The sequence below is a fragment of the Mesorhizobium sp. M7A.F.Ca.AU.002.02.1.1 genome (genome assembly GCF_003998535.1).
Taxonomy (GTDB): Bacteria; Pseudomonadota; Alphaproteobacteria; order Rhizobiales; family Rhizobiaceae; genus Mesorhizobium; species Mesorhizobium ciceri.
The window spans coordinates 1-13,806 of record NZ_RZPB01000078.1; the positions used below are offsets into that span (position 1 = coordinate 1).

The following is a 13,806-nucleotide window of genomic DNA, read 5'->3' on the forward strand; positions in this document are numbered from 1 at the left end:
ACTCGAGGATGGTGCGCTCGACCACGATGCCGATGTCTTTTGTGGGAACGATGATCAGTGCGCCGGCAGCGGGCAGAGACATCACCAACGCTGTGGTGCGGCCCATCTGCTGCATGTCGGTCTCCCGATCTGGATTTGGTGCCACCGGGGTAGAATCGAACTCCCGGCCCGCTGCTTACGAGGCAGCCGCTCTACCACTGAGCTACGGCGGCGAAACTTACGCCGTCGTTGTTGTGAGAATGGTCTGACCGGTGAAGCGGCTGGCGTAGTCCATGACCTGCTCCTCAATCAGTACCCTGAACCGCGAATGCCAGTATTTATGATGCGTGGGGCAGAGCGGTATCAGGTTGGCGGGGTCGTTGTTTTCGTGATTTTCGTCGAGGTGATGAACCTCAACGATGTTTACCTCGTCGCAAACCACACACTTTTTCTCGTGGTGGCTGAAACACGTCGATCGGTAGGACTCAGTCTTCCAGTTCGGATGATTGCTGCCGCTTCTGAAATGTGTGTTGGCGCATGCTTTGGAGCAAGTCTCGCCACGCCCTCTTATCGGATCGTCGCAAACGGGGCAGGATCTGATATTCTCCAGGGCAAGGTGGCACAGGCTCTCGTGGCGCATCAGCCCGCTCGCATGGACTTCCCTGCCACACCATTGGCACGGCCGCTGACCTATCGCATTCCTCGCCTTCGCCAAGTTGGCCAGGTGTCGCTCGGAGCCAGTGTAGGCCCCGGCATGCATCTTGACCTTACCCTTCTGCGTGAAATGCGAGATGTCGAGACCAGCTTTGGCGATCCTGCGCTTAAGGTAGGATTGGTAACCGCCAGACACCTTGATGCCGAGGATGCGCAAGACCCCTGAATAGGTAGCAGAGTTTCTTACAGCAGCCCCAAGTTCGTCTTCCGTGAATTGGTGCTTGCGTTCAGGCATCCGTTACGGGTCATCGTCCTTTTGAAGCCGGCATCCCACCGGCTGGCCGCTCATATCCGGACGCCATCCCGGATTAGGCTTCCCAAAGTCGGGGTTCGAGCGGCTTCCCCTTTGATCTGGCTGATTCTGCCTGGGGCACAACTTTATGTTTCGAGGCGTTTCTGACTCGCCTTTAGGGAGGAACGCAACCCCTAGTGTTTCAGGTTTTTGTTAACACAATTTATGGTACACGCCGAAACTCCAATAATGCCAACTATTCTCGCCAGATCGCAACTTTGTTCGCCTCAGTTATCCCTCTTCTGGGCCTCCAATTCCTCGAAAACCCTTGGCACTGTTGACGTTTCGCCTGTTTCTGTGCTTTGACACTGCCGTCCCGAAACAGGAAGGCAGTTCCATGGTCAACATCGACAACATCAACCTCGAGAACCTCTCGATCTCCGATCTCTCTGCGCTCGAGGAGCGCATCAGGACTGCCAAGATGGTTCCGACTGGTCTTCGCGCGATCAGCCTGGTCGCCGCACTGAAGGAAACCATGAAGGCCATCCGCGAGATCGACGATAGCATTCTCGGCGAGGTTCTCGGCCCGATCGCCCCGCAGGCGATGCCGAAGGAGGCAACGACTGCTCGGAAGTATGGCCTATCCGAGACCCAGGTGAAGAACGCCAAGGACAAAGCGGTCAAGGCGATCGCAGCGCTTTAGAATATATTCTGATTTCAGTTTATTCTATTCGGGCGCGGTTGGTTAAGCCGCGTCCGCCGTCGGGAACGTCACTTCGAGGTCGCCGATCTCGAGTCCGAACCGGTACGCCTCTCGGGGAGACCTCGTCTCTGTCATATTGATGAATGAATTCTTCAACGTGTAGAGTCCGTTCTCGCCTTGAGACATGGCAAAATCGACTCTTTCGCCCGCCATGAACGTCTCCATCAGCATCTGACGCCCTTCGCTGTCGAGCATGATATCGACGTCAACTGCCCCCGCAGTTACATACGATACCCCCCTGTGTGTTGGCCGATCAAGGGACGCGAGGTCAACAAAGGTGACATCCCGCTCAATCCGCACCATCCACTCCGTCGACTTCCCCAGGAACCGCCAGATGTCATCGACCTTCATGAAGACGTCACCGAGGAGATGATCTGGGAACGGCAGCGACGGCGCCACGGCGGCCTCGACTGCGGCGAGCGCGGGCATTCCGGCCGCCACAACGCCGGCGGTCGCCATCAGGCCTTTCAGGAAGTTGCGGCGGGACAGGTCGGTCATCGTATGCTCCAGTTAGATTTCACCGCGCCAGACGGTTGGCCATCCGGGTTGGTTGGTATCAATGATGCTGATCTGCTTGCCATCGCCTGCCTCGCACTGCGCGGCTGCCCTCGCCCATAGCGTTGCATCGCCTTCGCGGAGCACCTCGAGCAGCGCCAACTTCTCCAGGCGGTAGACCTTCCAGAAGTTCGGATCCCGTTCCTTGATCGTCAGCGTGTTGTGGATGAGGTCGGCGAGTTTGATCGTCTTGGCCGTGGCCGGCGCCTTGGCTGTGTGTGCCAGGTCGAGCGCCTTGCGCGCGGCGCGGTTGCCGTCATCCGGTCGCGAGACGTCCGTGAGCCAGCCGACGAGCTCCGCAACTTGGACGCCGAACTCCGCGTCGATGTCGTCGATCGAAACCGATGGCACGTCTTCAATCACGTCATGCAAGATGGCCGCTGCGATCATCTCCGGCGTGTGTGGGACCGTCTTGACGATCTCGGCGACGGCGATCGGATGTACGATATAGTTTTCGCCGGTATATTTTCTCAATTGGCCTTCATGCGCCTTGGTCGCGAAGATCAGCGCTTTCTCCTCCAGCGCCTCGCCGTACCGGCATATTGGGTAGTTCTCGTGCCATTCAATCATGTGCCGCCGTCCTGCTTCTTCCACATCCGGCACTCGGCACCGTCTTCCGGCCGCATCCTCTCGCAATTGCTGCCATCCGGCTCGGCCGTGGATCCGCCGAACAACAATGCGGTCATCCTGGCTTTGCCATACTTGCGTTCCGCCCATATCGGATTGTCGCCGCCACCTTCGAGTAGAGCGGCATCATCCACGCCGGCGCCACAACTGATCAGTCCGTTGTCGCGAAGCCATCCGCGCGCGCAGGTTCCGCATTTACGATCGTCGCTCATTCTGCCGCCTCCGCCAATTTCAACGTCTCGGCATAGGCGGTCACCACCGCAAGGCAGAGCGCGATCGCCGGCGTGCCCGACGGCCGCAGGTCGATGTCGACGCCGGTATCCCATATGCTGCCCGATTTCGGCTTGCCATATTCCTTCAGCAGTCGCTCGCCATGCACCGGGCAGTTCAGGTCCGGAACCACCCATGCATCATCCGAAACGCAGCATGTCCCCACCTTCCATGCGAAGCCTGGCAGGATGCGCTCGAGCAGCTTCACCGGCGCGTTGAGATCCTTGGTGAAGGCTGGGCAAATAGGCATACCGTTCCGCATGGCGGCGAGCGACAGGTTGAACGGCCGCGGCTCAGGCCACAACGCGCCGATCTCGCGGTCAACCTCTCGGTCCGGCGCTTCCAACGACTCGAGCCGCGCAATCAGTTCTTCGATCATGGACGTTCACCTCTCAGGAGTGGGCCCAGCGCTTTGGTCTGGTCCAGCGCAAAGTCGCCAGGCTGATGCGTGGTGACGCAACCGACGAGGAACAGGCAGATGAGCATCGCGCGGATCATGCCGCTATCTCGCCAGTGCGCGAGTTCAGAATGCCATTGGCGCACGCACGCCATAGCAGCACATCGACCGTGGCGATCTTGTAGCCGCTATCTCGGGCGAGTCGTTCGCACAGTTGCTGTGGCGTCACACCCTCCCGATCAGCTAGGCGCTGAAGGTGAACATCTGGCTTGGCGACATCGGCCCCGAAGTTCTTGGCGAGGTGATATTTCGTGATGCCGCCGATCCATGGCAGCGAAGCGCAGAACTCGATCTTGTCGGGGGCAGAGAGATAGGCCGCCAGCAAGTCGTCACGCGTCCGCCAGATAAGGTCGATCGCTTTTGCCTTGCCTGGGTGGCCGAAGACAGCGAAGGCACTGATGCCGCCCTGTATGGCCGCCATGACCTTGGCGAATATCTTGACCGCGATGGTGTTCTTCATGCCTGAATTGCAGATGACGAATATCGCTTCGGATGCAAAGTCGTCAGCGTCGGCCGGCGGCTTGATGTTTTCGGACCATGAGATGTCGTCTTGGCCTTGCTCGCCAAGCAATGATACGATGTGAAGGAAGTCGCTGCGCTCGATCACAGGGCACCCCCATGCTGCACCGCTTCAAACGCCCCGTAACCATCCGCTGGGAGCGCGGAATGCAGGGCATAGGCGATGTCCACGCCGCCTTGGAAGCCATGCGCAACTGGGTGCGCGAGACTGATACCGTCACCCCGGAGATTGAAGCAGCCTATGTTGTCTGTGCGGAGGTGCTCGATGGGACTAGACCCGCTGAAGATGCTCGGGGAGCATTCGTTGCAGATGCAAGAGGGATGGGGAAACTGCCAGGTGAGTGAGCGGGTCATGGCGCTGGACCGATGGCGGCGCGGACAATATAGCCAGCCTTGCGAAGCCCATCCCGCTCCGGTTTGCCGTCATAGGATCCGCGCATTTGGCCGCCGTCGAGATACCGCACATACTCTGCGATCGCGGCGTCTGCGGTCTCCAGCGCTTTCCTTGCCCGCGCTAGATCTGCCTCTGCGGCTTTGGCGCGGATGGCGGCAACCTGTTGGCCTGCGCGTGCGGCGGATCGATCTGCATCAGCCGCGCCGACTTCCTTCTGCATCCGCTCCAGTTCCACCCTCATCTCGGCTAGGGCTGTATCCTTGGCGGCGAGGGTGGCTTCGAAACTGGCGGCGATCTTCTTCCACGTTTCGAAGCTGGGTGCACTGTCCTTAGGCCATTCGACGCTGATCATTCGCCCGTCCCCCTGTTATTCTGAGATAGGGCGAGACGGCCTGCTTCGGTGATGTTCAGCCAGTCAGAAGAAGGGCCACCGTCTCTCCATTCTGCCAAGCGAAGTTCAACCAGGCGTCTTGCAGGTTTGTATGAGCCGATGCAGTGCGTCCCGCCAGCATAGGATACTTCAACCAGAAGATGCCATTGCGAGGTTGTCAGCTTCATGGCTTTGTAGAAGCGGTGGAGCGAACGTGCTCGATTGCTTGGTCAGGCGACATGGTTCGCCAGTCGGGCCAGTCGCGGCCTTCGTTCTTGGTCTGCTTGGCGATGAGCGCGGCAACGATCTGCTCGGGTGAATGGCCAGCCCGCCAAGCGCCATCCAGCGCCAAGATCGTAACGTCGATCCATTCGGCGATGTCGGAAGGGTCGGCTTCGATCTCAGACAGTTCCTTGCGGATATGATCGATCACGCCCTTGGTGCGCGGGCCGGGACCGAATGTGGCTTCTGACCATTCCCGCTGGCGAGCCAGATGCGCCAACATGTCGAAGCCGTCCAGCACCATGCCTGGTACTCCTTCCCCTGGTGGTGCGGTGGAGAGGGCTGCTTCGAGGGCGGCTCGGATGGTAGCCTCGATGCTCATGTCCTTTACCTGACAGGCGCACCACGCTCTAAACGCCCGCTCGACCATCGCTTCGCTAACTCCCGTAGTGGTGGCTGTAGGTTGGGTGGTGGTGGTCATGCTGCGGCCTCACTGTAAAACGTCTCAGTTATCTGGCCGGAGTTGTCTCCGCGCTGCCAATGGAAGGCTGCGATAGCGTTGCCCATCGGGAACCCGAGCTTTGAACCTGTCCCGTACCATCGGATGTTCTTGGTCGAGAGCCCGTAATTTCGGCACTCTCGAACTGTCCCGTACCCGCTAACGATGTTGCGCGCCGGCACCAGAAATACGACATTATCGGAGATAGAAAACGCATGCTTCATGAACTGCCGGGTTTTGGAGTAGGGAGGGTTTCCTATGATCCAATCCACATGGTCGCGGAAATCGAAGAAGTCGCGGCCATCATCAATCTCGCACCACTGTGCGGATGGGATGAAGTCCGTAAATGCTCCTTGACCTCGGCATGGGTCGAGTATCTTCCCGGCTGGGCTAAAAAACCGAACCATGTCGGAGACGCACCAAGCCGGCGTGTAGACGATGTCGCCTCTCTTCATGGCTTCGCCACCCCGTCCGTATCTTGGGCGGAAAGGGCGGCGAGAGCCTTGCGCCATTCGCTTTCGGTTCGCTCCTTGTCTGTGAGGATTCCAGCAGGACACCACGAGTTGCGGCCATACTCCCATGCACGTCTAAGCTCGTCTTCCCCACCCTTGGTGGCCGGGATGATGGAAGAGAGGGCAGTCTCGATCTTGTCTTGGAGTTCTTGATCAGGCGCCGGTGGTGGAGCCAGATAAAGCGGATGGATCGGCATGTTAGGCCCATAAACACCGGCTGGATTTTTGGTCACCGCAACCCATGTCTCATTGTCGTCCCTGTCTGTGCCCAGGATTAGCCAGGCGACCGGCTCTCCTGCCTTCACGCTCACCGCTACCGGTGCGACAGCGGGGGAGGCGAAGAAGAGAGGGCGGACGTTGCGGACATCCTTAGGATCGGGGATGTGGCTGGAGTACATCGTGCCGCTCCACCGGTTGTGGTCGTGGCTGTAGCAAAGCTCAAACAGGTAGCCTACCGGCTCCTCGCTCGGTGCTGCTCCCTGACTATGGATAGCGGAGAGGGCGCGGAGGTCGTCATATTGCTTCCATGCGTCGCAAGCGGCGCAACCCTCGGCATAGTCAGGGCAGCGCTCGCCGAATGCTTCGGTGATGGCTTCAGCAATGAAATCCGTGGTGGTAGGGCTTTCTTGATGGGTGCCGGAGAGGGCGGTTTCGGATTCGTCGTGAGCATGGGTCATGGCTAAATTCTTTCCGCTAGCGTTCTCGAAGACCATGCCGGCTGAAACGGGTACCGAAGCGCCGCCATCCAGCAACGAAGTCGGAAGCCGCAGCCGTCATCATACCCCTGCCCTTCCCTCAACTGTTCATGGTAGCGGATCCGGCCGGCCTGGGTGATGCGATCAAGCCCGGCCAGTTCCAGTTTCCGCTGCATCTTGCGGTCAGCCTTGTAGCCGGCGTCCAGCCACTTCGGTTCGTCGATCGCCACATAGGGCAGCTTCAACAGGCCGCCGAAGGCGCGCTCGAGCCGGTCATGAACTTCATTCTCGGCCGCTTCGATATCTGTCAGCACCCGAGCGGCCCGCCTGTCATTGAATGCCGCCTGCTCGAATCCCGTCACCTCGTCAGGTCTACTGCCTCGCCTCATCGTCACCGCCCTCCGCGCGCGGCATCTATTTCGTCTACCGACCATCCGGCCCGACGAAGCGCCATAATCTGCTCTCGCCCAAGAGGTGGAGATGCATACTCCGCAGCCAGATCCGCGGTTACCTTGCGCTGGCGCCTGTACCGTTCAGCTATTTCTGGATGTTCCTGAAATTCGTCAGGAAGGATGTCCCCTTCCGCATCGGTAAAGATCGCGTAGAGCCTGGGCCATCGACCAACATCCCCTGCATTGAAACCACTCCAGCCTGCTGGCCCAAAGACCTCTCGAATTTCAATGTCGCCATCTGATTCATGGCGCCCAATCGAAGTCGAACCTGAGAACGCTATGCCAAGAGTGTCGGCCAGCAGATAGTCCTTGTGGACCATAAGACTTTCCGTTTTCATCCCGTACCATGGGTCAAGCCGCTCATAGGTTTTGCTCACCTGTTCTAAGGTCAGATCGCGAATGACAGACACGGTCCCGCCTCGGCTCTTGGTCATTATGGACCAAAGCGATTGCGTCGGATCGTATGCCTGGCCGTCCATCACTTCCCTCCGCGCGCAAGCGTGAGCGCATCTAGTGCCATTTTGTCCAGTTCATCTGCGCGGGCATTATCGCTGTCGCGCGTCCACCTCATCGGCTCCATAAATTGTTGCAGCGCCTCCAGCGCAGCCACGAGCTCGTCATGCGCATTGACCGCCTTCATCGCCAGTTGGTAGTTCGGCTCGGACAGCACGCGGCAAGCGACGGGGAATGGATGGCCGTTACTGATCACCCGCCTATCGCCGGGCCCTACAAAAACAGCCGTGGTGTTGGTCCACGGGGCCGGATCATATTCTGTGGTCACGATGCAGCCCTCACGATATCCTGAATGTGCGAGCCTTGAACGGTGAGCAGTTCGATGGGTCCGCCCGCCACCGCGTCATCAAAGACGCCGACCACAAGTCGACCGGTGAACCATGCGAACGTGTCGAGGTCAGACCGACCTTTCAATAGGATCGGGCCGTCCTCGAATTGATGATGGCCGTGCACAACGTGTCGCTTACCATGGCCGCGCTCGTCATCATCAGGGTATATCTTCCAGCCAAGATCCTGATCATCCTGCTGGTCGAGCGGCTTGAACGGATCGACGCCGGCGTGGACGAAGACGCGGTGTTCGTCGATGTGCATCCGAGGCAGCGCCTTCATCCAATCCAGATGAGAACTTGGGACCAATGCGGCTGCGACCGCGGCACCATCGCCGATCTTGGCGCCGTAGGAGATCAGCGTGCGGCCGCCTCCGTTGGGGATCCACCAGCGGCCGACGAGCTCGAGATTAGCGCAGCACTCAACCATGATGTCTTCGTGATTGCCGCGCAGACATATGCGACGCCAGCCCGGCGGCAGTGCCGGGTCATCCATGAGCCATTCGATGATTTCGCGGCTCTGCGGTCCACGGTCGACGTAGTCACCAAGATGGACAATGGTGCCCGGTATGCCGAGCGCATGCTGCGAAATGGCGTCGTAGGCCATCTGCAGCAGGTCGAAGCGACCGTGCAGGTCTGCTATCGCGTAGGTTTTCACCCGATTCCTCCCATCTGATAGAACGAACTGATCAAGCCGAGGACAACTAGGACCGCGCCGACGGCGATGCACCAGGCTTCGAAGCGGCTCATCCGAGCACTCCGGCGTCGACATTGAGGCGCCGGAGAAGCGGGAAATTGTAAACACGCCAATGGATGCGCGTGTAACCCGGCTCATTCTCGGCTCGCCTGGCGACGCAGCATGCCTCCGCATCCTCCGCTTTTTCGAACACTGCGGCGGGAAAATCATTCCCCATGACGACATGCACTTCGGTCATTTACACCACCTCGATATGGAACGGAGCTCGAACGCCGTTGCAATGCGTCTGCGCCGCCTCCAGCGCGGCCAGGACGCGGTCACGCGGGTCGCCTACGCCGCCATGAAGCTTGCCCTGCGCATACGGCCCGCCCTCGCCCGCGGCCACATAGGACGAATATTCCGCCACCGAGTAGTCGGAACTGACCTTGAACAACCGCCCGCCATGGCCGACCAGCAGTTCATCAATGTCCTTGCCGGAGATTTCCTTCAGTTTCTCGACGACGTTCAGCACGAGGTGCGCCATGACGTCCTTGCATTCCATCTTGGGCAGCGAGGCGTATTCCAGCATCTGCCCGACCCGGTAGGATCCGGTGAAGCCGATCACATAGGGCCCGTTCCGAAACACCTTCCGGTTGGCGCGCACCTCGATGCTCTCGCCGCTGACTGCCGCGCTGTCGGCGCCGATGTAGACCTTGCCGTTGTCGATGAGCCCGACGATGCAAGTCACTTCAGATCACCATCGCCCAGATGGTCTATGAAGTATGCGAACGCGAGGACGATGAGGCCAATAGCCAGACCCAACGGCACTCCAATGATTATATCGCTCACGTCCGCCCTCTCCATTTCGACCACACCACCACATAGGCGTAGCCAACTAGGGCGCCGGCGGCTGCCGCGGAGATAGCCATGAGAAAGTCGAGTGGGACACTCGGGCTATTGAGCGTCAGCGGATCGACAGTGATCGCGGCCGCCAGCATGACATCGGCGAGCATGGCGCCGATAAGCGCGCCTTGGACCCTGGCGTTGGTCACTTGTTGCGGCCCTCCCATGGATAGATTGCCTCCATCTGGTTTGGGTAAAGCGCCCGGCACATCGCCCGGATCGAGGGCGGAGCCCCGTTGGCCTGATAGTTCACGACTGACGCAGCGCTGATGCCCAACGCCTTCGCGGCGGCGCGCCCGGTGTAGTTCATCGCCGAAAGCCACCGCTTGAACTCCGCGGCAGACATGGAAATGGCCTCTGGAGCGTCGATAGACCGGGTTTTGTTCACTGAATGAATATCCGACCGCTAGGGCATTAATGTTCAGGTCGGAAATTAAATACGCCCATCATTCTATAAATGCAATATGCATATCACATTTTATTTTATGCGACTGGTCGGAACTGCAGCGGCCGCTTTTCCGGCTGCCGGCACCACTCGGGCAGCATATTCAGCAGCCCATTTTCCCGCGCATAGACTTCCATCACGCCCTTCTGAGCATGGTGGTGCTTGCATAGGGCCCAGAGGTTCGACCAGGTGTATTTCAGATCTGGCCGATCCACGACCGGGATGATGTGGTCGACCAGATCCGTCAGCGTGTCACGGTCTTGCTGGGCGCACCAGGCGCAGCAAACATGCCGCTTTCGATAGGCGATCGACAGCCTATCCCATTTGGAATCGTACCCTCTATCTCGAGGCGAGCCGCGGTAATTCCCAGCCTTCACGAGCTTCTGGACGGCGATCGCCATCGGTGCCTGGAAGGGCTTGAACCGCGGCGGCCGGCTGTTTCTTGTCACGGTCGAAAATCCTTCTACGCCTTGGCTGATATGGGCTTCCGCGTGCCGGGCGGCAAAATGTTTTTCTTTCCTGGACGAAAATTCTTTCCGTGGAGTCTCCCGTTTTTGGCTGGCAACTCGGTCCGGGAGGCGCGCGCGCGCGGGTTTAACCGGCACCCCCTACCCCCTCGAGGCGCCGGCGGCCTGGCGTCGACGAGGTGCGACCCGACGACGACGAGACCGACGAGCGGCACGACGACGAGCGGCGGCACGGCAAGGCGACGAGGCGCGGTTGCGATTGATCCGATTGAGAATGAAGGCGACGGCATGAGCTTGGCCGTGCGGCGCGGCGCGGTGCGACCTGGCAAAGCGCGGCGCGGCCATGCGCTGCAGCTGGACGGCGCGGCGTGGCACGGCATACGCTTATTAATATGCGATATGCATTTATTCTATTGACAAGGCGCGCGGGCATAGGCAAGGTGTGGATAGTCGATTGTGACTGACCACGGAGCCCGACTAATGACACCGCACCTCGCAGCCCTTCGTTACATCACGCTGGCAACGTTCAGCCGCCGCGCGGCTATCCGCTTTGCAATGAACTACGAAGCGACATGCGGCAGTGAAGCGGCCTTTGACGAGTATCTGTCCTATCTCGACTGACAAGCATGGGCGCGCCGCAAGGCGCGCCTTTCTACCCCGCCGACAGTGGCGCAACCGGAGCCTGAAACGAAATGACCCAGCCCAGCCGCTACCAAGTCCGCCGCGCCAAGCGCGCCAGCGCACGGCGTTGGACTGTCATTCGTGAGCGGGCGCTTGTGGCTGTGTTGTGCATGATGCTTGCGCCGCCGTGCGCGTTCATTCTGTATGCCATAGTGCAAGGCGCGGTCATTTGCCAAACGGAAGGCCGCTGTCTCTAACCCTTTCGCCAATCGTGGCGCTGACACTGGAGTCTGAACAATGATCACGCTGACCGAACAACGCACAACCAATATGGGCAATGTGCGCCGTCATTGGGACATGATGCGCGACGGCAAGCACGTTGCGAACCTTGGGAAAGACAATGCACCGTGGTCACGCTGGAGCGTCCTTCCCATCGTCGGCAGCAATGAATGCGACCTTGCCAAATACGATACGTTCAAGAGCAAGGCTGAAGCCCTTGCTTATGCGGAAGCGCTCTAGGCGCGCCTTTCCTTCCATCCTGCCAATCGTGGCGAAACACTGGAGAACGACAATGTTCAATATCTCAATTCGGAAAATCGGCGGCTTGTATCATTGGCGAGTCGGACGGCTTGGCGGCTCAATCTACGTTGCCAAGCGCTTCCAGCCAGTCGGCGCGGCGGCAGACGCAAGGCGCGCGCATGAAGCCTATTGGACAGCGCGCAATGCCGACATGCTGGAGGCGCGCGCCTATCTGGCAAGCCTTCAGACCATGACAGCGAACGATTGGTAGGCGCGCCATGACATTCGCCCTAGTCGCCTTCCTCACCATCAATGGCCACGTCAACGCCTATGTGCTTGACCATGGTTTGACGCATGAAGATTGCGGCGCGGCCATTGCCGCCGCTCTTCCTTCCGACATTCCGAAAGACCTTGCCGCCATGCTTGCCAATGCGCCGCGCGCTTGTGAACTGGAGTCGGGCAAATGATTGTGACTTTTGAAAATCGCGCGGCCGCTGAATCCGCCATTCGTCTTTTGCCGCTGGAATGGCTGATAACCATTCATCCGATACCAGGCACGGAAAAGGTGCGCGTTTTCATAACGCCATGGGAGTCGGGCAAATGATTATCGGAAACCGGAAAGAGCTCGACACCGCGCGCGAAACGTTGCGCGACCAATTCGACGCGATTTGGCTTGCGTCCGATATCATTGAAGCGAAAGAGGCGCGCGCCATTCGCTGCAGCATCAAACTAGACGCGCCGCGCCATAATCACCTTGCGCCGAATTGGCGCATATTCCCAGGCGGCCGATTTGTCGGCGGCAAAGATTGCGGTGTTATCCGCGCCTGAAACTATCCCGCGCGATTGTGCGCACCATTGGAGTTTGAAAAATCATGGCCCTATCATTTCCGAACGGAAGCGTCACGCAAGGCGGCTGGAATGTCGGTCGCACCCTGGCGAAAGGAATTCCGGCCGGCGGCAAGCTTTCCGTTTTCAAAGGCTTTGCGCCGCACCGCGACAAGAAAGGTTTTCCGATAGCGCGGCGCGGCGATTGCGACGGCCTCACATTCGAAAGCGATTCCGAATATGAAACATTCGTTCGGTCGCGCGGCTATGTGCAACCGTACTTTCGCAACTCGGCAATGTTCAAAGCCATGAACCGGGCAAACATTCGCCGCTGGACGGCCGATCTTGTCGCGGCCGTCAAATCCGCCGAGTCGCAAGCCGATATCGTGGCGATTGCGGATCGGCAGAAAGCAATCGTTCGCGCGGCCGGTTGCGACATTCTGGACGCCATGGCGTTCGGCAATGCCGCCTATTGGATCGGCCGCAAGTTTCGGCCGGAGCTCTATCCGCGCGAATGGCCCTATTCGGTCGCGGCATAGGAGAAACGACAATGCCGAACCAAGCCCAAAAACGCGTTATGCAGCTGCAACGGGCAATCAAAGTCGAGACCGACAAAGGCCGCAAGCGCGCGCTGCAGTCTCGATTGCGTGACTTGTGCCATGAACTGGCGCGCCGCGACTATCGGGCAAAGCTTGCCGATCTCGGCAATATGGCCGCTTACTGAAAACCGCGCGATTGCGCAAACTGGAGTTTGAAACATGAACTATCTTGCTGACAACTCGATTACAATCAACGGCGCGCGCTACTGGTTTAGCTGGACGTCCAGCTACCAGGATGAAATTGATTACGATATTTCCGAACCGAACGGCGACCGATTCCGCGCGCATTTGCGCCGCTCACTGCCGGACTACGCGCGGCGCGGTCTCAACTATGATGCTGCCGGGCTTGAAAAACACGTTGTGGCGTCAATCGGCATTTTGCGCCGTTGCGTTGGCACAAATGCCGGCGAAATTTCCGCCGACACAATCGCCGCTTTCGATGCCTGGCGCGCGCGGGAATATGATCGGCAAATGTCAACCATGATAAGCCAGCCGCACCGCTACGGCGACGAGGCGAGCTTGTGCGCAAGCTTTCCCGCGCCGTTGCCGGTCTATGCCGGCCGCTGGACAAGCGAAAGCGGCTGGACGCGCGTTGAACTGCAGTCAATCGCCGCATAGCTCGATTTGCTCTTTCATGGCCGCGCGCGGCGGC

At 59.2% G+C, this 13,806-nt stretch carries 28 protein-coding genes and 1 tRNA gene; 10 read left to right on the forward strand and 19 right to left on the reverse strand.

Annotated elements, in window-relative coordinates:
* Nucleotides 1–136 precede the first annotated feature (136 nt).
* Nucleotides 137–212 (reverse strand) — tRNA-Thr (locus EN879_RS07720).
* Nucleotides 213–217: 5 nt separating this feature from the next.
* Nucleotides 218–928, reverse strand: a complete 711-nt coding sequence (locus EN879_RS07725) for an HNH endonuclease (RefSeq protein WP_063168369.1) — start codon at nt 926–928, stop codon at nt 218–220.
* A gap of 394 nt (nt 929–1,322) precedes the next feature.
* Between EN879_RS07725 and EN879_RS07730 the strand changes: the two genes are divergently transcribed.
* Nucleotides 1,323–1,628 carry a hypothetical protein gene (locus tag EN879_RS07730; protein WP_127224370.1) on the forward strand — a complete coding sequence of 102 codons (306 nt, stop codon included), beginning with the start codon at nt 1,323–1,325 and terminating at the stop codon, nt 1,626–1,628.
* Between the two features lie 42 nt (nt 1,629–1,670).
* Here the strand turns inward: EN879_RS07730 and EN879_RS07735 are convergent, their stop codons facing one another.
* From EN879_RS07735 to EN879_RS07750, 4 genes are all read right to left on the reverse strand, one after another.
* On the reverse strand, nt 1,671–2,186 hold the full coding sequence (locus EN879_RS07735; protein ID WP_063168371.1) for a twin-arginine translocation signal domain-containing protein: 516 nt from the start codon (nt 2,184–2,186) through the stop codon (nt 1,671–1,673).
* Nucleotides 2,187–2,198: 12 nt separating this feature from the next.
* Nucleotides 2,199–2,960, reverse strand: coding sequence for an HD domain-containing protein (locus tag EN879_RS07740; RefSeq protein WP_210213279.1), 762 nt, complete (start codon nt 2,958–2,960; stop codon nt 2,199–2,201).
* Between the two features lie 118 nt (nt 2,961–3,078).
* Nucleotides 3,079–3,519 carry a hypothetical protein gene (locus EN879_RS07745; protein ID WP_063168373.1) on the reverse strand — a complete coding sequence of 147 codons (441 nt, stop codon included), beginning with the start codon at nt 3,517–3,519 and terminating at the stop codon, nt 3,079–3,081.
* 115 nt (nt 3,520–3,634) lie between these two features.
* Nucleotides 3,635–4,204 (reverse strand): hypothetical protein, encoded by a 570-nt coding sequence (locus EN879_RS07750; RefSeq protein ID WP_063168374.1) that lies wholly within the window; start codon nt 4,202–4,204, stop codon nt 3,635–3,637.
* An 11-nt stretch (nt 4,205–4,215) separates the two neighbouring features.
* Here EN879_RS07750 and EN879_RS07755 point away from each other — a divergent pair, with 11 nt between their 5' ends.
* On the forward strand, nt 4,216–4,461 hold the full coding sequence (locus EN879_RS07755) for a DUF982 domain-containing protein (RefSeq protein WP_063168375.1): 246 nt from the start codon (nt 4,216–4,218) through the stop codon (nt 4,459–4,461).
* Nucleotides 4,462–4,466: 5 nt separating this feature from the next.
* Here the strand turns inward: EN879_RS07755 and EN879_RS07760 are convergent, their stop codons facing one another.
* The 13 genes from EN879_RS07760 to EN879_RS07815 form a co-directional block, all read right to left on the reverse strand.
* The gene (locus tag EN879_RS07760) at nt 4,467–4,862 is read right to left on the reverse strand and encodes a hypothetical protein (protein WP_063168376.1); all 396 of its coding nucleotides are present in this window, start codon (nt 4,860–4,862) and stop codon (nt 4,467–4,469) included.
* 202 nt (nt 4,863–5,064) lie between these two features.
* The gene (locus EN879_RS39790; protein ID WP_244514308.1) at nt 5,065–5,583 is read right to left on the reverse strand and encodes a dATP/dGTP pyrophosphohydrolase domain-containing protein; all 519 of its coding nucleotides are present in this window, start codon (nt 5,581–5,583) and stop codon (nt 5,065–5,067) included.
* Complete coding sequence (locus EN879_RS07770) at nt 5,580–6,056, reverse strand: hypothetical protein (protein ID WP_063168378.1); 477 nt, start codon at nt 6,054–6,056, stop codon at nt 5,580–5,582. The genes EN879_RS39790 and EN879_RS07770 overlap by 4 nt, the downstream gene beginning before the upstream one ends.
* Nucleotides 6,053–6,790: a hypothetical protein gene (locus EN879_RS07775; RefSeq protein WP_063168379.1), complete on the reverse strand. Its 738-nt coding sequence runs from the start codon at nt 6,788–6,790 to the stop codon at nt 6,053–6,055. The genes EN879_RS07770 and EN879_RS07775 overlap by 4 nt, the downstream gene beginning before the upstream one ends.
* A gap of 2 nt (nt 6,791–6,792) precedes the next feature.
* Nucleotides 6,793–7,197, reverse strand: coding sequence for a hypothetical protein (locus EN879_RS07780; protein ID WP_063168380.1), 405 nt, complete (start codon nt 7,195–7,197; stop codon nt 6,793–6,795).
* Nucleotides 7,198–7,199: 2 nt separating this feature from the next.
* A complete protein-coding gene (locus EN879_RS07785; RefSeq protein ID WP_063168381.1) occupies nt 7,200–7,739 on the reverse strand; it encodes a hypothetical protein in 540 nt (179 codons plus the stop codon).
* A complete protein-coding gene (locus EN879_RS07790; RefSeq protein WP_063168382.1) occupies nt 7,739–8,041 on the reverse strand; it encodes a hypothetical protein in 303 nt (100 codons plus the stop codon). The genes EN879_RS07785 and EN879_RS07790 overlap by 1 nt, the downstream gene beginning before the upstream one ends.
* Nucleotides 8,038–8,757, reverse strand: a complete 720-nt coding sequence (locus tag EN879_RS07795) for a metallophosphoesterase (RefSeq protein WP_244514309.1) — start codon at nt 8,755–8,757, stop codon at nt 8,038–8,040. The genes EN879_RS07790 and EN879_RS07795 overlap by 4 nt, the downstream gene beginning before the upstream one ends.
* An 88-nt stretch (nt 8,758–8,845) precedes the next feature.
* A complete protein-coding gene (locus EN879_RS38895) occupies nt 8,846–9,034 on the reverse strand; it encodes a hypothetical protein (RefSeq protein ID WP_063168383.1) in 189 nt (62 codons plus the stop codon).
* Nucleotides 9,035–9,523 carry a hypothetical protein gene (locus EN879_RS07800; RefSeq protein ID WP_063168384.1) on the reverse strand — a complete coding sequence of 163 codons (489 nt, stop codon included), beginning with the start codon at nt 9,521–9,523 and terminating at the stop codon, nt 9,035–9,037.
* A gap of 97 nt (nt 9,524–9,620) precedes the next feature.
* Nucleotides 9,621–9,827 carry a hypothetical protein gene (locus tag EN879_RS07805; RefSeq protein ID WP_127224371.1) on the reverse strand — a complete coding sequence of 69 codons (207 nt, stop codon included), beginning with the start codon at nt 9,825–9,827 and terminating at the stop codon, nt 9,621–9,623.
* Nucleotides 9,824–10,024, reverse strand: a complete 201-nt coding sequence (locus EN879_RS07810; RefSeq protein ID WP_127224372.1) for a hypothetical protein — start codon at nt 10,022–10,024, stop codon at nt 9,824–9,826. The genes EN879_RS07805 and EN879_RS07810 overlap by 4 nt, the downstream gene beginning before the upstream one ends.
* Nucleotides 10,025–10,161: 137 nt before the next feature.
* Entirely contained in the window at nt 10,162–10,728 is a 567-nt protein-coding gene (locus tag EN879_RS07815) for an HNH endonuclease signature motif containing protein (protein ID WP_127224373.1), read from the reverse strand.
* 342 nt (nt 10,729–11,070) lie between these two features.
* On the opposite strand from EN879_RS07815, the gene EN879_RS38900 reads away from it, so the two are divergent.
* The 8 genes from EN879_RS38900 (at nt 11,071) to EN879_RS07845 (ending at nt 13,772) form a co-directional block, all read left to right on the forward strand.
* Nucleotides 11,071–11,211 (forward strand): hypothetical protein, encoded by a 141-nt coding sequence (locus EN879_RS38900; protein ID WP_158515789.1) that lies wholly within the window; start codon nt 11,071–11,073, stop codon nt 11,209–11,211.
* A 297-nt stretch (nt 11,212–11,508) separates the two neighbouring features.
* Nucleotides 11,509–11,730, forward strand: coding sequence for a hypothetical protein (locus EN879_RS07820; RefSeq protein ID WP_063168389.1), 222 nt, complete (start codon nt 11,509–11,511; stop codon nt 11,728–11,730).
* 85 nt (nt 11,731–11,815) lie between these two features.
* Nucleotides 11,816–12,001 (forward strand): hypothetical protein, encoded by a 186-nt coding sequence (locus EN879_RS07825; RefSeq protein WP_127224374.1) that lies wholly within the window; start codon nt 11,816–11,818, stop codon nt 11,999–12,001.
* A 7-nt stretch (nt 12,002–12,008) separates the two neighbouring features.
* Nucleotides 12,009–12,197 carry a hypothetical protein gene (locus EN879_RS07830; protein WP_063168391.1) on the forward strand — a complete coding sequence of 63 codons (189 nt, stop codon included), beginning with the start codon at nt 12,009–12,011 and terminating at the stop codon, nt 12,195–12,197.
* 133 nt (nt 12,198–12,330) lie between these two features.
* Entirely contained in the window at nt 12,331–12,558 is a 228-nt protein-coding gene (locus EN879_RS07835; protein WP_063168392.1) for a hypothetical protein, read from the forward strand.
* 44 nt (nt 12,559–12,602) lie between these two features.
* Nucleotides 12,603–13,094, forward strand: a complete 492-nt coding sequence (locus EN879_RS07840) for a hypothetical protein (protein WP_063168393.1) — start codon at nt 12,603–12,605, stop codon at nt 13,092–13,094.
* Between the two features lie 11 nt (nt 13,095–13,105).
* Nucleotides 13,106–13,279, forward strand: coding sequence for a hypothetical protein (locus EN879_RS38905; protein ID WP_158515790.1), 174 nt, complete (start codon nt 13,106–13,108; stop codon nt 13,277–13,279).
* A 34-nt stretch (nt 13,280–13,313) separates the two neighbouring features.
* Nucleotides 13,314–13,772, forward strand: a complete 459-nt coding sequence (locus EN879_RS07845) for a hypothetical protein (protein ID WP_063168394.1) — start codon at nt 13,314–13,316, stop codon at nt 13,770–13,772.
* Nucleotides 13,773–13,806 lie beyond the last annotated feature (34 nt).

Excerpts from the sequence above, each read along its gene's own strand:
- EN879_RS07725 (WP_063168369.1), bottom strand. The coding sequence starts at position 928 with ATGCCTGAACGCAAGCACCAATTCACGGAAGACGAACTTGGGGCTGCT.
- EN879_RS07730 (WP_127224370.1), top strand. The coding sequence starts at position 1,323 with ATGGTCAACATCGACAACATCAACCTCGAGAACCTCTCGATCTCCGAT.
- EN879_RS07735 (WP_063168371.1), bottom strand. The coding sequence starts at position 2,186 with ATGACCGACCTGTCCCGCCGCAACTTCCTGAAAGGCCTGATGGCGACC.
- EN879_RS07740 (WP_210213279.1), bottom strand. The coding sequence starts at position 2,960 with ATGGGCGGAACGCAAGTATGGCAAAGCCAGGATGACCGCATTGTTGTT.
- EN879_RS07745 (WP_063168373.1), bottom strand. The coding sequence starts at position 3,519 with ATGATCGAAGAACTGATTGCGCGGCTCGAGTCGTTGGAAGCGCCGGAC.
- EN879_RS07755 (WP_063168375.1), top strand. The coding sequence starts at position 4,216 with ATGCTGCACCGCTTCAAACGCCCCGTAACCATCCGCTGGGAGCGCGGA.
- EN879_RS07760 (WP_063168376.1), bottom strand. The coding sequence starts at position 4,862 with ATGATCAGCGTCGAATGGCCTAAGGACAGTGCACCCAGCTTCGAAACG.
- EN879_RS39790 (WP_244514308.1), bottom strand. The coding sequence starts at position 5,583 with ATGACCACCACCACCCAACCTACAGCCACCACTACGGGAGTTAGCGAA.
- EN879_RS07770 (WP_063168378.1), bottom strand. The coding sequence starts at position 6,056 with ATGAAGAGAGGCGACATCGTCTACACGCCGGCTTGGTGCGTCTCCGAC.
- EN879_RS07775 (WP_063168379.1), bottom strand. The coding sequence starts at position 6,790 with ATGACCCATGCTCACGACGAATCCGAAACCGCCCTCTCCGGCACCCAT.
- EN879_RS07780 (WP_063168380.1), bottom strand. The coding sequence starts at position 7,197 with ATGAGGCGAGGCAGTAGACCTGACGAGGTGACGGGATTCGAGCAGGCG.
- EN879_RS07785 (WP_063168381.1), bottom strand. The coding sequence starts at position 7,739 with ATGGACGGCCAGGCATACGATCCGACGCAATCGCTTTGGTCCATAATG.
- EN879_RS38895 (WP_063168383.1), bottom strand. The coding sequence starts at position 9,034 with ATGACCGAAGTGCATGTCGTCATGGGGAATGATTTTCCCGCCGCAGTG.
- EN879_RS07810 (WP_127224372.1), bottom strand. The coding sequence starts at position 10,024 with ATGTCTGCCGCGGAGTTCAAGCGGTGGCTTTCGGCGATGAACTACACC.
- EN879_RS38900 (WP_158515789.1), top strand. The coding sequence starts at position 11,071 with ATGACACCGCACCTCGCAGCCCTTCGTTACATCACGCTGGCAACGTTC.
- EN879_RS07820 (WP_063168389.1), top strand. The coding sequence starts at position 11,509 with ATGATCACGCTGACCGAACAACGCACAACCAATATGGGCAATGTGCGC.
- EN879_RS07830 (WP_063168391.1), top strand. The coding sequence starts at position 12,009 with ATGACATTCGCCCTAGTCGCCTTCCTCACCATCAATGGCCACGTCAAC.
- EN879_RS07835 (WP_063168392.1), top strand. The coding sequence starts at position 12,331 with ATGATTATCGGAAACCGGAAAGAGCTCGACACCGCGCGCGAAACGTTG.
- EN879_RS07840 (WP_063168393.1), top strand. The coding sequence starts at position 12,603 with ATGGCCCTATCATTTCCGAACGGAAGCGTCACGCAAGGCGGCTGGAAT.
- EN879_RS38905 (WP_158515790.1), top strand. The coding sequence starts at position 13,106 with ATGCCGAACCAAGCCCAAAAACGCGTTATGCAGCTGCAACGGGCAATC.
- EN879_RS07845 (WP_063168394.1), top strand. The coding sequence starts at position 13,314 with ATGAACTATCTTGCTGACAACTCGATTACAATCAACGGCGCGCGCTAC.